Below are 14620 nucleotides of genomic sequence, written 5' to 3' on the forward strand. Positions count from 1 at the left end.
GTCTGCCGGACGCGCCGCTCGCTCCACCCCTTCCACCCCTTCTTCGAGATCTGATCGATGAGCGATAGTCCCGCATGCCCCCAATGCCAGTCCCCTCACGCCTATGAGGACGGAGACCTCCTCATCTGTCCCGAATGCGGCCATGAATGGGCGCCATTGGGGGAAGGCGGCGAGGCCAACCCGCAATACCGCGATGCCAACGGCAATCCGCTCGCCGACGGCGATACGGTGACGGTGATCAAGGATCTGAAGATCAAGGGCACCTCCCAGGTGGTCAAGGTCGGCACCAAGGTGAAGAACATCCGTCTCGTCGAGGGCGATCACGATATCGACTGCAAGATCGACGGGGTCGGCGCGATGAAGCTGAAGTCGGAATTCGTTCGAAAGATCTGACCCTGGCTCACGCGGAGCGGATATCGACCCGGCATCGCGGAATGCAGGCCTCGGGATCGATAAGGCAGCGATCCAGTCGCGCGGCTGCCTGTTCCACGGTCTTCAGGGAGCGTCCGCTCAGATTCTCGCGGGCAAGGCCGACAAAGGCGTCCAACTGGTCGCGGATAGCGCGGCGCTGGTCGTCGCGCCTGCAGGCGGGCACGATCTCGATCAGGCAGTTGACGAAATGCTCGCCGGCGATCGTGTCGGACGAGGCGTATTGCCGCAAATGGCCGAAGGCGATCTCCAGATATTCGTCGAAGCCGGCTGTCACGGTCAGGACCCGGAGCTTGTCCTCGTCGTCGCACCAATAGGGATCGTCGGTGCGGCGCGAGGCGAGGCTCGCCATGGCCGATTTCAGCCAGTCCATCGCCGTGATGGCGGTATAGGGGTCGTTCACGCCGGGAGACAAGGCGCGCCCGGCGATTTCGACGAGTTCGTCGAAAAGGAAGTTGAGATCCTGGCGCGGACTGCGGCTGGTGCCGACGGCGACGGAGGAGAGGATGGCGCTGCGCGTGTCTTCGCTCACCCGCTCGGCGGGCCAGGCGTCGAAGAGAACGCGCCCGGAATGCACGAAGACGCCGGGCCGGCATGCCGCGCGCACGATCACCTCGCTCCCCGCCGCCGCCTCGATGAGCGTCTCCTTGTCGATAATCTGGATATAGCCGTCCTTTTCGGCATGGATCGAGCCGTAAGCGACCTCGCCGGGCTTTCGGTTGGGATCATCTGCGCGAAAACAGCTCGGAACTTGCCAGTCACGCTCTTGTCTCCCCTCGTCATCGTCCGCAATGTCGGGAAACTCCCGATCGATCCGGCCAAGAAGATTGTGGCCGATGCCCGCGATCACGTTCGAGATATGGATGTTCGAAGGGACGTGGTGGATGAAATAGATGAGGATGCCGATCGAACAGATGGCGAGGAAGATCGCGCCATAGATGGCGAGATTGGGCACGAACATCGCGCCGAACGCTTCGTCGCCGCCGTCGCGCACGGTCCGCAGAACCAGGATGGAATAGACGAAAGTCGCCACGAAGGTGCCGAGGGTCACCTGATTGCCCCGGTCGTTCATGAAATTGGTCAGGAGCCGGGGCCCATAGGTGCCGGAGGCAAAGACCACGGTCGCCATGGTCACCGAGAAGACCGTGCCGGCAACGCCGATCATCGAGCCGCCGATGGCGTTCAGGATCGAGCGGGCCCCGTCCGGCTGGGTCGCGTAGAAGAAGGGATTGTCGCCGACAAAGGTGTTCGGAAGCCAATTGTCGATCTGGATCAGAACGAGAGCCAGGATAGCGGCCAGGATCGCCATGATCGTCGGAACGAACCAATAGGAAGCGAGAACGCTTTGATAGGTCTGGATAAGATAGGCGCGCATATCCGGCTTTCGTGAAGGCGTGGTCGGACACGACCTATCGCCCGCCGCCCGCGAGAGAAGGCAGGGCCGCGAAAATGCCGCTGCGCGCCGGCCCTCAAACGAAATGTTTCGACAGCTTCAGCCCTTGCGCCTGATAGTTCGATTTGAGGTCCGAGCCGTAGAGGCGATCGGGACGCGCGAGCATGCGCTCATAGACGAGGCGACCGACGATCTGGCCGTCTTCGAGGATGAAGGGCACTTCGTGGCTGCGCACTTCGAGGACGGCTCGCGCGCCCGCGCCGCCCGCTTGCGCATGGCCGAAGCCGGGATCGAAGAAGCCGGCATAATGGACGCGGAATTCGCCGACCAAGGGGTCGAAGGGCGTCATTTCGGCGGCATAGTCCGGCGGAACATGGATCGCCTCCTTGGAGACGAGGATGTAGAATTCGTCCGGGTCGAGGACGAGTTCGCCCGTCGTCGTGCGGTGCAGCGGCTCCCAGAAGTCGACGATGCGGTTCGCGCCGCGCTTGTCCACATCGACGACGCCCGTATGGCGTTTGCCGCGATAGCCGACGAGGCCGGTGTCATCGCCGCGAAGGTCGATCGACATGGCGATGCCGCCGCTGGAAATATCGGCCTCTTGGTCGGAGGAGAGGCGCACGGCTGCATGAAGACTCTCATGCTCGGCGCCCGAGAGTGTCGGTGCGCCGGTGCGAAAGCGGATCTGCGACAGGCGCGAGCCCTCGCGCACCAGGATCGGGAAGGTGCGCGGCGAAATTTCAAGATAAAGCGGACCGTTATAGCCGGCGGCGACCTTGTCGAATTCGCGCGCATGATCGGTGAGGACGCGGGTGAAGATGTCGAGCCGGCCGGTCGAGCTTTTCGGGTTCGTCGTCGCCCGAACCGCTTCGGGAAGCGCCAGAGCCTCCTGGAGCGGCACGATATAGACGCAGCCGGTTTCCAGAACCGCGCCGCCGGTCAGATCGAATTCGTGGAGGGAGAAGCGGGCAAGCTGATCGGCGACGCTGCGCGCCGCGCCTGGCAGGAAGCTCGCCCGCACCCGGTAAGCCTTGGCGCCGAGCCTCAGATCCAGCGAGGCCGGCTGGATCTGATCCTCGTCGAACGGGCGCGGCGAACGGATGGCGCCACTCGCGCTGAGCTCGCCAATCTGCCTGTCGGGCAGGATTCCGCCCGCATTTTGAGCCATCGCTCGATCCATTCCGTCACCATCCGTCCATATCCGGCTTCTTACCGGGCATGCGCGCGTCTGTCATGGCGAAACCACGCATGGGCTTAACGGGAGTGCTATCCGCCGGACTTCGAGCTCGGAGATACCGTGGTGGCGCCGGAAGGGCCGTAGACGGTCATGACACCGCTGCGGTTCGAATAGATCGGCGCGACGATCTCGGCGATCGGGACGAGGCCGAGCGACTTGGCGGCCGCGTCGGACAGGCCGACGAAGAGATGGCCGGTCACCGGCTCGCCCTGTTGGAACGGCCGGTCGGCCTGGTAGTGATCCTCGACGCGCTCGCCCGTCATCAAAAGCGCTTCGACGGCCAAGGGTGACTCTCTTAGCGCATAGGTGAGACCGGCGGTGAGGGCCCGGCTTTCGGAAACGAGCGTGGTCGCGCCCCGCTCTTTTGCGAGCCGCTCGATATTCTCGGCCGTCACCCGCCAGCCGCCGAGTTGGGCGAATTGCCGAGCAGGGCCCTTTGCGCCTGTCGGATCGAGAAAGGCGGTGACGAGAAGAAGGGCGAGGGCGAGGCTGCCGCAGATCGCCAGATTGGCGAGGAAATAGAACGGCCGGCGATCGCGCAGGATGAGCGCTGTCGCGAGCACTGTTCCGGCCCCATAAGCGGGTGCGGCCCAATTGGCATTGGCCTGGGAGAGAAAGCCCTGGACCGTGATCGCCGCCACCAGCGGCAGGGACAGCCAGAGGAGAAGCCGGTCCGTTTCGGGCTTCTCGGAGCGCAGGCCGAAAAGGCCTGCATTCAGCATCGCGCCGAAAATGATGGGACCGGCGACGCCGAATTGGGCGGCGAGGAATTCGAAGCCGCCGACCGCGTTGAGGCGCGACAGGCTCCAGCCGATATTGTCGCCGCCCACATGGCGGAAGGTGGCGAGCCCGTTGAAGAGATTCCACAAGAGGTTGGGCGAAAGGATCAGAAAAGCGACGAGAAGCGCGACCAGCGAGAGTGGGCGAAACACGGCGCGGCGCAGACCAGGCAGGGCGATCGCGGCAAGCACCACCATCACCGGCAGATAGATCATGGCATATTTGGCGAGGAGCCCGAGACCGACGACGAGCCCGAAGACAAACGCCGAGGTCAGATTGGGTCGCTCGAGATAGGTGATGAGCGGATGCAGCGCGAGCGCGAAGAGAAAGAGTAGCGGCGCATCGGTGGTCATCAGGAAGGAGGAGAGGGAGACCCCGGGCAGGATCGCATAGAAGATGCCGGTCCAGAAGCCGGTCGCGGGCCCATAGAGCCGGCGCGCTAGAAGCGCCAGCGCGATCGCTGTGCCGAAATGGAAGAGGGGCGAGGCAAGCCGAACGCAAGCGGCCGTATCGCCGCACAGACCGCGTTCGATACCAATGATCCAGGCGATCAGCGGCGGCTTGGTAAAATAACCGAAGGCGAAATGGCGCGACCAGTCCCAATATTGCGCTTCGTCGAAGCCGAGCTCGCTTGGCGAGACGAAGAGGGCGGCCACCCGAAAGGCGGTCAGAAGGACGAGAATGAAGAGGAGAAGGGCGAGCCCGTGCCTTGCACCCTGTGTTTCCGGCCCGTCAGTCCCGGCGGCATAAAGCTGCGACCACCAGCCGCGTGGAACCGGGCGCGGCGACGAGGCGCCTTCAGCCGTTTTTAAAAGTGTCATAGAGGTCTCCTATAAGCCGCCGCCATTAGGCGTGCGGGCCTTGGGACCGGGGTTTGGCGTGCGTTTACGAACCGGGCTTGCATCGGGGTGAGGCAAGGGGCGAATAGACCCGGTCCAGAGCAAAAGCAACAGATTGGGCCGAGTGCGTCGTGAGAGAATGTCAGACCGGTCCAGATCAAGGGCGCATTGTGCGCTTCCGGCATCGTGAAGCTGGCCGTTCTGCGGGGATGGGCCGTTGAGCCTTTATACAAATTCTTCGGCGCCCATGCGTGAGGCGCTCGCGGACCCGCTGGTCGAACAGGCCTCGGGCGAACGGGTCCGCATCGTTCGGGCCTCGCCCTTTACGCCGGCGCTTCTGTGCCTGTTCGCCTTCGTCTGTCTGTCCCTTCTCTTCCTCGCCTTCCCCTCTCTCGATCTCGCCATATCCCGCCTCTTCTTCAAGCCGGGCCAGGGCTTTTCCGTCGCCGATGTCGCCAAGCTTCAACTGGCTCGGGAGGTCGGGACCACGATCACCGCGATGGCGGTTGGCTTTGCGCTTCTCGCCCTTGGTCTCGGCGCCCTGGCGGGGCGGCGCCTGCCGCTCATTCCCCGGCCGCGTGACGCCCTTTTTGTCATCGGGGTCTATGCCTTCGGGCCAGCCCTGATCGTCAATGCGTTCTTCAAGGATGTCTTCGGGCGCGCAAGGCCGCGCGAGGTCATCGAATTTGGCGGATGGCTCGACTTCTCCCCCGTCTGGACCGTCCATGGCGGCTGCTTCGGCAATTGCTCCTTCGTCTCGGGCGAGGCCTCCTCGGCCATCGCGCTGGTGGCCATCGTCTGGCTGTTTCCCAAGGCGCTTCGCCTTTCCGTCGCGGTGGCGGTGATGACGATGGCTGTGGTCCTGTCTTTGAACCGGATCGCGATGGGCGGACATTTCTTGTCCGATGTTCTCTTGTCCTGGTGCATCACTCTCGGCGTCATCTTCGCTTTGCGACCGTTCTTTACCGGTCGTCGCGGCGCTGCGCTTGACGCCTTCGTGTTTCGGTGGGCAGGAAACGCCCAAACGAAACCGGCTCAGGATATGGCCGTGCAAGATATTGGATTTTCGGCCGCCGCCGCTGGCCCGGCCGAGCAGCGTGCCGGCGCCGCGCCGGCAAACCGGCATTTCGATCTCGTCTCCGTCGTCGTCCCGGCCCGCAACGAGGCCGACAATCTCGCCATTCTCGTCGAGGAGATCGGCGCCGCCCTTACCGGCCGGCCTCACGAGACGATCGTGGTCGATGACGGATCGAGCGATCATACGGGCGAGGTGCTCGCAAAGCTCGCCGCCAAGGGCCTTCCCGTGCGCCATATGCGCCATGATTGCTCCTGCGGGCAGAGCCGTGCCGTGCGAACCGGCGTCTTCGCCGCAAGGGGAGACGTGGTGGCGACGATCGACGGCGACGGCCAGAACGATCCGGCCTTCATCCCCGTCCTGGTCGAAGCGCTGGAGAGCGCGGGGGCTGAGGCCGGGCTTGCGGCCGGCCAGCGGGTCGGGCGCACCGATACCAAGCTCAAACAGCTGTCCTCGCGCTTTGCCAATGGCCTGCGCCGCGCAATGCTCGCCGACGACACGCGCGACACGGGCTGCGGGCTGAAGGTCGTGCCGACCGAGCTCTTCCGTCGCCTGCCCTTCTTCGATGGCTGGCATCGATATCTGCCGGCGCTTGTCCTGCGCGAAGGCTATGGCGTCGTCCATCGCGACGTGCGCGATCGATCGCGCCGTTTTGGGACATCCAATTACGGCATCTTCGACCGGGCGGCCCGGGGCGCGCTCGATCTCTTCGGCGTCTGGTGGCTCATCCGACGCGGCCGGAAGGTGCCGGACGTGTCCGAAAACCCATTGCCCCAGCGTGAACCCGTTACCGAGCTTCCCGAGGCCCTGGCGCAAGCGAAGGGCCGGGTGTCCGCATGATCGATGCCATTTTGCGTTTCATCGACGAGGCCTTTTCGAGCGTCTCGGATGTCTGGCTGATTCTGGGTTTCGTGGCCCAGGCGATGTTCACCGCGCGCTTTCTGGTGCAATGGGTCGCGTCGGAACGGGCACGGCGCTCGGTGGTCCCGGTCGCCTTCTGGTCCTTCTCGCTCGCCGGCGGTTCGCTTCTGTTGCTTTATGCGATTCACCGCCGCGACCCGGTCTTCATCACCGGCCAGGCCGCGGGCCTCATAATCTATGTGCGGAACCTCATGCTGATCCGGGCCGAGAGGAAGCGCGACCGGGCCGAGCCGCCGCGCATGTCGTGAGGCGCGGCGGAGGTTAGAGCATTATGCCGAAAAATCGCATGACTTTCGGGAAAAATCATGCGGGAAAACAAACGCTTAGAGCGAAATCGCGATTCCGATTTCAGGGTTCGCGACAGTCTCTTCAAACGGCGCCTGGCGAGGACTCTGCGCTTGCAAATCGGGTCGCCACTTCTCTCGCGTTCGTCATGCTCGGGCCCCGTCCCGAGCATCCAGTGCGCCGATGACGCCTCTCTATTTTCAGACGTTTCTGGATTCTCGGCACGGTGGCCGAGAATGACGAAGCGTCGAAGATGGCGGCATTGCGATCAAGTCGCCCCCTGCGCTCGATCGTAGTGTCGTGCACAATGTTCCAATTTTTCGCGTTTCACTCTACTCGGCCAGCGCCATCTTGCGCAGAGCCTTCAGCCCGGTGGAGATCGACAAGGTCCCGACGATGGTTGCGTCGCATTTGAACGCGCCGGTGCATTGGGTGCCGGGATCGAGATCGGTGTCGTGATAGCGGATGTCGAAGGAGAAGGTGTCCTCGAACGTATAGGTGAGGCCCGCATCCCAGACGAGATGGCGGTCGAAGAGCCCCTTGTCGAAATCCTGATAGCCGATCGAACCCGAGAAGGTGAAATCCTTCGGCAGCGGTACGCTGAGATTGGCCTTGTAGAAGGTGCCGGTCTCGCGATCGTCGCCGAAATAGTTGGGCGCATAGGCGAAGGTTGCGCCGAGCGTCGCCACATCGTCGAAATTATAGGAGGCGGTGGAGAAAATCTCCGGATAGTTCAGCGCCTCGTTGTCGAGATAAAAATAATAATAGGCCGTGACGTCGAAGGACCAGTTTCCATAAGACGGACGCCAGGCGACATAGGGATCGAATTCGGTGTCGGGCTCGGGCGTGCCGAAATCCACATTGGAGGTGAAGAAGCCGGCATGGAAGTCGTCATAGGAGGCGTCCAACGTCGCCTGGACGGCCGGGCCGCGCCGGGTCTGGGTGAAGCCGCGCAGCGAGACGTAATCGGTCATTGCCGCGACCGTCAGATTGATGTCGAAGGGGCTGTCCTCGATCGCTTGGGCATTGGCGACACGCTCGCTCGGGCTGACGGCGGGGCGCGGCGCATCTTCCTGCGCATGGGCCGGGGTCATGCTCGCCGCCACGAGGCATGCCGCAGCAACCCCTGCAAGGTGCGCGGGACGGATATGTCTCATGGTCGGCTCCCGAATTTTTCGTTTTCTCACAAGCTCTTGATGACGCAAGTGGAGATTGGATGAAACCGGGCCGCGACCGTTTCATCTGTCGCGGTGCTATGTTTGCAACGCTTACGCGCGCTCCGCAGCGCTGGCGCACCATGGACGGATCGGTCTCCTCGCGGGTCTGAAGCTGGTATGGGAGAGGTCTGCTCCCCGCGTTCGATCGCTCGTGTCGCGGTGACAAATTGACCGGCCGGAACCGATTTGACGCTTGGCGCAAAAGGGCGTAACGGCGAGGGTGAAAGTGGTGATTTGGCCGGCCGGCTTGCAGCCACGTTAAACAACTCGCTAAAGGGCCGACCCGACGATGAACCGATGGTTTTTCTCGCGCCGGCCATGATGCGTATCGATCGCAGGCCGGCTTTTTCATGTCCGGATGTCTTTGAAATGGCGGGGATTGAGATGCTGAAGTCGAACGAGACGAAGAAGACGTGGCGCCCGGCCACGGAGATGGTTCATGGCGGAACCGCCCGTTCGGGTTTCGGCGAGACCTCCGAGGCGCTCTTCCTGACTCAAGGCTTCGTCTATGACAGCGCGGAAGCCGCCGAGGCCCGCTTCAAGGGCGAGGAACCCGGCTTCATCTATTCGCGCTATGCCAATCCGACGACCCGCATGTTCGAGGAGCGGATGATGCTGGTCGAGGGCGCGGAAGACGCCCGCGCGACGGCTTCCGGCATGGCGGCGGTCAATTCGGCGATCCAGTGTCAGGTGAAGGCGGGCGATCACATCGTCTCCTCGCGCGCCCTCTTCGGCTCCTGCCGCTATGTGGTGGAAACGGTGATGGCGCGGGCCGGTGTCAGCTGCACCTTCGTCGATGGACGCAATCTCGACGAATGGCAGGCGGCGGTGCGGCCGGAGACCAAGGTCTTCTTCATGGAGACGCCGACCAATCCGACGCTGGAGATGATCGACATCGCGGCGGTCGCCGAGATTGCCCATGCGGCCGGCGCCAAGCTCGTCGTCGACAATGTGTTCGCAACCCCGCTCTTCCAGAAGCCGCTCGAACTCGGCGCCGATGTGGTCGTCTATTCGGCCACCAAGCATATCGACGGCCAGGGCCGGTGTCTGGGCGGTATCGTTCTGTCGTCCAAGGACTGGATCGAGGAAAACCTCCACGATTTCTTCCGCCACACCGGGCCCTCGCTCTCCCCCTTCAATGCCTGGGCGCTTCTGAAGGGTCTGGAGACGCTTCCCCTTCGCGTGAAGCAGGCGACGAGCTCGGCCGCGCGGATCGCCGACTATTTGGCGGGACATTCCAAGGTCGCGACGGTTCTCTATCCCGGCCGTGACGACCACCCGGACGCCGCTGTCGCCAAGAAGCAGATGACCGGTGGCTCGACCCTCGTCGCCTTCGAATTGAAGGGCGGCAAGACGGAAGCCTTCGATTTCGCCAATGGCCTCGATCTCGTTCTCCTGTCTAACAATCTCGGCGACGCCAAGACGCTGACGACCCACCCGGCGACGACGACCCACAAGAACCTGACGCCGGAAGCCCGTGCCGAGCTCGGCATCTCCGACGCCCTGATGCGCCTGTCGGTCGGCATCGAGGATGTCGAGGATCTTCTGGAAGATCTCGATCAGGCGCTGGCGCGGGTCTGACGCGAGCCGCGTCCCTTCGGTTCCTCGCTCCTCTTTCACCCTCGGATACGGCCGTTCCTTTCGAGAGAGGCCGGCCCGACTATGGTCACCCTTGTCTTGACGCTCTGAAGCGCGAGATGGCGGTCTCTCCGTTGACTTCGTGATCGTTCCATGTCCCTCCTCACCATCGCCCTTCTCTTCCTCGCCGGTTTCATGTCCGGTGCGATCAATGCGGTCGCGGGGGGCGGGACCTTCATCTCCTTTGGGGCCCTATCGCTGATCGGCGTGCCGCCGATCTCTGCCAATGCCACGTCCTCGATCGCGCAGCTGCCGGGCTATTTCACCTCGACCCTGCCTTATCTGAAGGACATTCGGCGGATCTGGCGGGGGCTCATCCTGCTCGGCATCGTTTCGATCGTCGGCTCGACCCTCGGTGCGCTGCTTCTCCTGTGGCTGGAAAACGACCAGTTCGCCGCCGCCGTCCCCTGGCTGCTTCTCGGCGCGACCGCCCTCTTTGCCGCCGGGCCTTGGCTGAAGCCCAAGCCGCGCCACCAGAGCGATGCCGCCCGGGGCCGCAGCCTTGCAAGCCCGGTGATGCAGTTCATCACCTCGATCTATGGCGGCTTCTTCGGGGCCGGCATGGGCATCATGATGCTGGCAACGCTCGGCTTGACCGAAAGCGGCGACTATCACCGCCTCAACGCCATCAAGAACGTCCTCGCCAATGTCATCGCCATCGTCGCGATCGTCGTCTTCGTCTCGGGCGGTGTCGTGAATTGGTTGGGGGCACTCGCAATGATCCCGGGCGTTGCCCTCGGCGGCTATTCTGGGGTCTGGATCGCCAAGCGCGTGCCGCAGATCGCCGTTCGCGTCTTCGTCATCGCGATCGGCCTCTTCCTCGCCGGCTATTATTTCGTCACCGGCTGATCCAGATCAGTCGCTATCGACCGCGCAGGCTGATTCCAGCCGTCTCAGGCTCGGCACCGTCACCAGGCGGTTGGATTCGATCTCGATGATGCCTGCCTTGCGCAGCTTGGTCAGCTGGCGGCTCACCGTCTCGATGGTAAGCCCCAGAAAATCGGCGATATCGGCGCGTTTCAAAGGCAGTTCGAAGCGGATCGCCCCATCGCTCGGGTCGATTTCCGGGTCGATATGGGTGGCGATGAGATGGAGGAAGCTCGCGACCTTCTCGGCTGCCGTCTTGCGGCCGAGGGTCAGCATCCAGTCACGCGCCTCGTCGAGCTCCTTCAGGGACTGTTCGTGGAGTTTGTGACCGAGCTCGGGCGAGCGCTTGACCATCTCCTCCAGAACCGTCTTGGGGAAGGAGCAGACCGCGACGTCGGTCGCCGCTTCCGCCGAAATGGTGCTCGAAGCGCGGAACGGCCGGCCGAGAAAGTCCGGCGCAAATTGCAGGCCGACGATCTGCTGGCGCCCGTCCGGCATGAGCTTGGTGAGCTTCACGACGCCGGCCATGATGTTGGAATAGGTCTCGATCGGCTCGTCCGACGCGATCATCTCCGCGTCCGCTGGCATTTTGTGCTTGACTGTCGTCCGGCTGAGCGTCTTCAATTCATCCGGCGAAAGCGCGCCACAGACCCCGCGATGCCGCGCCTCGCAGGCACGGCAGACGACGGGGATATCCGAATTGTGGATGTCGAGGCGCTGCACGTCGGCTGTCGCCCGTCTCTGTTCGCTCTTAGCCATGGTGCCAAAGATGCCATGCGCGCCTTACGGGATGCAACCGCGTCCTTAGCTCAGTGAGCGTAACTTTGCCATCATGCTCGGCCACGTCGGAGCTGCTCGTTTCGACGATCGAGGGTGGTTCGCGCTCACGGCCTCCGATAAGACGCTTCCCATGACAGCTTCTCGCTTCGCCTTCGTCCTTTTCGCCGCTCTTTTCGGACCGGCGGCGACGCTCCCGCTCTCCGGGCCCGCGCCGGCTATTGCCGCGCAACCCGACGCGAAAAGCCTCGAAGCCGGTTTCCATCGCTTTCTCGAGGAAGATGTCTGGCCGGCGGCCAAGGCGCGGGGCGTCTCGCGAGGCATCTTCGATGACGCGCTGGGGCGGGCGAAGGTCAATCTCGACCTCCCCGATCTCGTCCTGCCCGGTTCGAACGCGCCCGTTTCGGAAATCAACTTCCAGGCCGAGTTCAAGAACGGCGCCGACTATCTCTCCGAATCCGCGGTGGCCGGCACCGTCGCAACCGGCCGTAAGCTCCTGTCCCGCCACGCGGCGCTCTTGAAGCGCATCGAGGCCCGCTATGGCGTGCCCGGCCCGATCATCCTCGCCATTTGGGGCCGGGAATCGGCTTTCGGCGCAGCCAAGATCCCGCATGACGCCTTCGCGGTCCTGGGCACCAAGGCCTATCTCTCACGCCGCAAGGCGATGTTCCGCGAGGAGCTTTTGGCTGCGCTTCAGATCGTTGCGCAAGGGCATCGCTCGGTCGACGCAATGCGCTCGTCCTGGGCCGGCGCCCTCGGCCAGCCGCAATTCATGCCGTCCAAGTTTCTCAAATATGCCGTCGATTTCGACGGAGACGGCAAGAGGGATATCTGGGACTCGGTGCCCGACACGCTCGCCTCGATCGCCCATTATCTTCAGGCTCATGGCTGGCAGACCGGGCGCGACTGGGGGTTTGAGGCACTCGTGCCCGAGAGCGTGTCTTGCAAGGCAGAGGGGCCCGATCAGGGCCGCCCGATCGCCGATTTCGTCGCAGCCGGCGTGAGGCGCGTTTCGGGGCGAGCATTTCCGCCGAACGAAATCGAGGCCATCGGACATCTGATGATGCCGGCGGGGCGTCTCGGCCCGGCTTTCATCGCAACGCCCAATTTCTACGTCATCAAGACCTATAACAATTCCGATCTCTACGCCCTTTTCGTCGGCCATGCCGCCGATCGCATGATCGGGGCGGGACCGCTTCAAGCCGGCTGGAAGAGCGGCGACCGTCTGACCCGGGGCGATGTGGCGCGGATGCAGCGCGCGATGGAGGCTAAGGGCATGGATGTGGGCGGCGCCGACGGCCTTGCCGGCTTCAAGACGCGCCGCTCCATTGGCGAGATGGAGGACCGTCTCGGCCTTCGAGAGACCTGCTGGCCCTCGAAAGATCTCGCCGGCCGCCTATGATCGAAGCTGTCGCCTGGCTTTCGCCGCGAAGGCCGCAAAGCCGGATTTGCGACGGGAGAGGGGCAAAGAGTGGCAAGGCTGCAATAGTTTTGCCACAACTTTGCGCTTGAGTGTGACGGTCCGGGGTCCTTGGGGAAGAGGCCTTGGGCGGACCGGATATCAGCTGGGGACCATCCGCTTGAAACGCCGCATCCTGATCGTACCGCTCGCAATCGGATTGGTGGGGGCCGCATGGCGCCCGGCCAGCGACATGGTGAGTGGCGTACTGGACGGATTGCCGCGCCAGAGCGCGGATCAGACGGATTTCGCGCCGCCGCAATCGGCACCCGTTCTGGAACTGCCCTATGGCGCCGAAGGTCGAAGCGGAGACCGCGTATCGATCGCGACCGCGACGCCCTTTGTCGGTGACGATGGCCTCCAGGCGACGGGCAAGGGGGCTGCCGCCGCACTCGAAAAGCTCGCCAAGGCCCATTCCCGCGTCGCCTCCCTCGTGCCGCTTCATTCGGCGCAGTCCGCCTTTTTCGGCACGCAAGGCGACCATGGCTCGCTCGGTCGCCGGGCCGACGATCTTTTGGTCGTCACCGCCAATCGCGCAAAGGACGAAACGGACGCCGCGGAGACGGCCGAAGAGCGCCGCTCGCTTGCGACCCGCCTCTTCGACGGCGACGACGCCGACTGGCAGTCTGCCTATTACACCGACAATTCCTTGACAGGCACGGTCGTCACCTCCGACGGCACCGCAAGCGACATGTCGAGCCTTGTGGGCGCCGCGAAGGCCGCCCGCTATGTGCTGCTCGGCGAAATCCACGACAATCCCGATCATCATCGGCTTCAGGCCGGCATTATCGACGATCTGGTCGAGGCCGGCGCCAAGCCGGCGGTGGTCTTCGAAATGATCCCTGAGACCTTCGCCGACACGCTGCAGGCGCTCGACGGTGCCGGACCTCAGGCGATGGCGAGCCTCGCCGACACACTGGATTGGGCCGATAGCGGCTGGCCGGACTTTTCGATCTATGCACCGATCTTCGAGAGTGCGCTCGGCCATGGCCTGTCCATGCGGCCCGGCAATCTCGATCGCGCAACCGTTCGGCGCCTGTCGTCCGAAGGCGTCGAGGCGATGCCGGAGGCCGAGCGCCGCCGCCTGAGCGTCGATCAGCCGCTCGATCCTCTGGAAAAGGACGCGCTCGACGCCGAATTGAGCGCCTCTCATTGCGATCTCCTGCCCCGGGAAGCACTCGCCCCGATGCGGCTCGCCCAAAGATTGCGCGACGGCGCGATGGCCGACGCCATGATCTCGGCCGCTGGAAACTCCGGCAGCGCGGTGCTGATCGCCGGCGCCGGCCATACGCGCACCGATCGCGGCGTGCCTTCGCTGCTGCAGCGCCAGGACCCGGATGGGCGATCCGTGGCGGTTCAGATGGTCGAAGTGACCAGCAGCGAGGCCGACGACGTCGCCGATTACGGGATCGGTCACGATCGACCCGCGCCTTACGACTTCACGATCTTCACGCCACGCGCCGATATCACCGACCGCTGTGCCGAGATGCGCGCCGCCATGGAGCGCGCGGGAGCTCGCTGAGCTAACCCGATCATCCCGGCAGCCGCGCCGACCTCCGGCAGGCGGGACGGGACAAGTCGTTTTCACGCTGGCACGGTATGCTAAGAAGCGTCTCGCGCCACCGAGCGATAGAGTGGCATTCCCTGAAGGCGGGACGCGATGTCTGGCGGGCCAGCCAGCCGGAGACCCGTATCCCCTTTTC

12 protein-coding genes, 1 pseudogene and 1 riboswitch are annotated in these 14620 nt (G+C 63.8%); of the genes and pseudogenes, 8 read left to right on the plus strand and 5 right to left on the minus strand.

What is annotated here, in order from left to right; all coding sequences use genetic code 11:
- Positions 1 to 57: 57 nt before the first annotated feature.
- Complete coding sequence (locus tag B9A15_RS15320) at positions 58 to 393, plus strand: zinc ribbon domain-containing protein YjdM (RefSeq protein WP_084411300.1); 336 nt, start codon at positions 58 to 60, stop codon at positions 391 to 393.
- 7 nt (positions 394 to 400) lie between these two features.
- Here B9A15_RS15320 and B9A15_RS15325 read toward each other — a convergent pair whose 3' ends face one another.
- The 3 genes from B9A15_RS15325 to B9A15_RS15335 form a co-directional block, all read right to left on the minus strand.
- Positions 401 to 1804, minus strand: a complete 1404-nt coding sequence (locus B9A15_RS15325) for a DUF2254 domain-containing protein (RefSeq protein ID WP_084411302.1) — start codon at positions 1802 to 1804, stop codon at positions 401 to 403.
- A 94-nt stretch (positions 1805 to 1898) separates the two neighbouring features.
- A complete protein-coding gene (locus tag B9A15_RS15330; RefSeq protein WP_084411304.1) occupies positions 1899 to 2990 on the minus strand; it encodes a 2'-deoxycytidine 5'-triphosphate deaminase in 1092 nt (363 codons plus the stop codon).
- Positions 2991 to 3088: 98 nt separating this feature from the next.
- Positions 3089 to 4660: an ArnT family glycosyltransferase gene (locus tag B9A15_RS15335; RefSeq protein WP_084411305.1), complete on the minus strand. Its 1572-nt coding sequence runs from the start codon at positions 4658 to 4660 to the stop codon at positions 3089 to 3091.
- A gap of 517 nt (positions 4661 to 5177) precedes the next feature.
- Between B9A15_RS15335 and B9A15_RS23420 the strand changes: the two are divergent.
- The 3 genes and pseudogenes from B9A15_RS23420 to B9A15_RS15345 all read left to right on the plus strand — a co-directional run.
- Positions 5178 to 5630, plus strand: a pseudogene (locus B9A15_RS23420) (phosphatase PAP2 family protein); the annotation flags it as partial.
- 228 nt (positions 5631 to 5858) lie between these two features.
- On the plus strand, positions 5859 to 6593 hold the full coding sequence (locus tag B9A15_RS23425; RefSeq protein ID WP_244556984.1) for a glycosyltransferase family 2 protein: 735 nt from the start codon (positions 5859 to 5861) through the stop codon (positions 6591 to 6593).
- Positions 6590 to 6922 carry a lipid-A-disaccharide synthase N-terminal domain-containing protein gene (locus B9A15_RS15345; RefSeq protein ID WP_084411309.1) on the plus strand — a complete coding sequence of 111 codons (333 nt, stop codon included), beginning with the start codon at positions 6590 to 6592 and terminating at the stop codon, positions 6920 to 6922. The genes B9A15_RS23425 and B9A15_RS15345 overlap by 4 nt, the downstream gene beginning before the upstream one ends.
- Before the next feature lie 369 nt (positions 6923 to 7291).
- On the opposite strand, the gene B9A15_RS15350 is transcribed toward B9A15_RS15345, so the two are convergent.
- Positions 7292 to 8116, minus strand: coding sequence for a TorF family putative porin (locus tag B9A15_RS15350; RefSeq protein ID WP_084411311.1), 825 nt, complete (start codon positions 8114 to 8116; stop codon positions 7292 to 7294).
- 276 nt (positions 8117 to 8392) lie between these two features.
- Positions 8393 to 8470, plus strand: a riboswitch (SAM riboswitch).
- A 90-nt stretch (positions 8471 to 8560) separates the two neighbouring features.
- Here B9A15_RS15350 and B9A15_RS15355 point away from each other — a divergent pair.
- Both B9A15_RS15355 and B9A15_RS15360 read left to right on the plus strand, forming a co-directional pair.
- On the plus strand, positions 8561 to 9757 hold the full coding sequence (locus B9A15_RS15355; protein ID WP_084411397.1) for an O-succinylhomoserine sulfhydrylase: 1197 nt from the start codon (positions 8561 to 8563) through the stop codon (positions 9755 to 9757).
- Between the two features lie 150 nt (positions 9758 to 9907).
- Entirely contained in the window at positions 9908 to 10663 is a 756-nt protein-coding gene (locus B9A15_RS15360; protein ID WP_084411313.1) for a sulfite exporter TauE/SafE family protein, read from the plus strand.
- Between the two features lie 6 nt (positions 10664 to 10669).
- On the opposite strand, the gene B9A15_RS15365 is transcribed toward B9A15_RS15360, so the two are convergent.
- A complete protein-coding gene (locus tag B9A15_RS15365; protein WP_084411315.1) occupies positions 10670 to 11440 on the minus strand; it encodes a Crp/Fnr family transcriptional regulator in 771 nt (256 codons plus the stop codon).
- A 151-nt stretch (positions 11441 to 11591) separates the two neighbouring features.
- Between B9A15_RS15365 and B9A15_RS15370 the strand changes: the two genes are divergently transcribed.
- Together B9A15_RS15370 and B9A15_RS15375 are read left to right on the plus strand one after the other, a co-directional pair.
- Positions 11592 to 12860, plus strand: a complete 1269-nt coding sequence (locus B9A15_RS15370) for a lytic murein transglycosylase (protein WP_084411399.1) — start codon at positions 11592 to 11594, stop codon at positions 12858 to 12860.
- Between the two features lie 178 nt (positions 12861 to 13038).
- Positions 13039 to 14439 (plus strand): ChaN family lipoprotein, encoded by a 1401-nt coding sequence (locus B9A15_RS15375; RefSeq protein WP_084411317.1) that lies wholly within the window; start codon positions 13039 to 13041, stop codon positions 14437 to 14439.
- The last annotated feature ends 181 nt before the right edge of the window (positions 14440 to 14620 follow it).

Origin of the sequence: Fulvimarina manganoxydans (assembly GCF_900176465.1) — a bacterium.
In the GTDB taxonomy this organism is placed as follows: Bacteria; Pseudomonadota; Alphaproteobacteria; order Rhizobiales; family Rhizobiaceae; genus Fulvimarina; species Fulvimarina manganoxydans.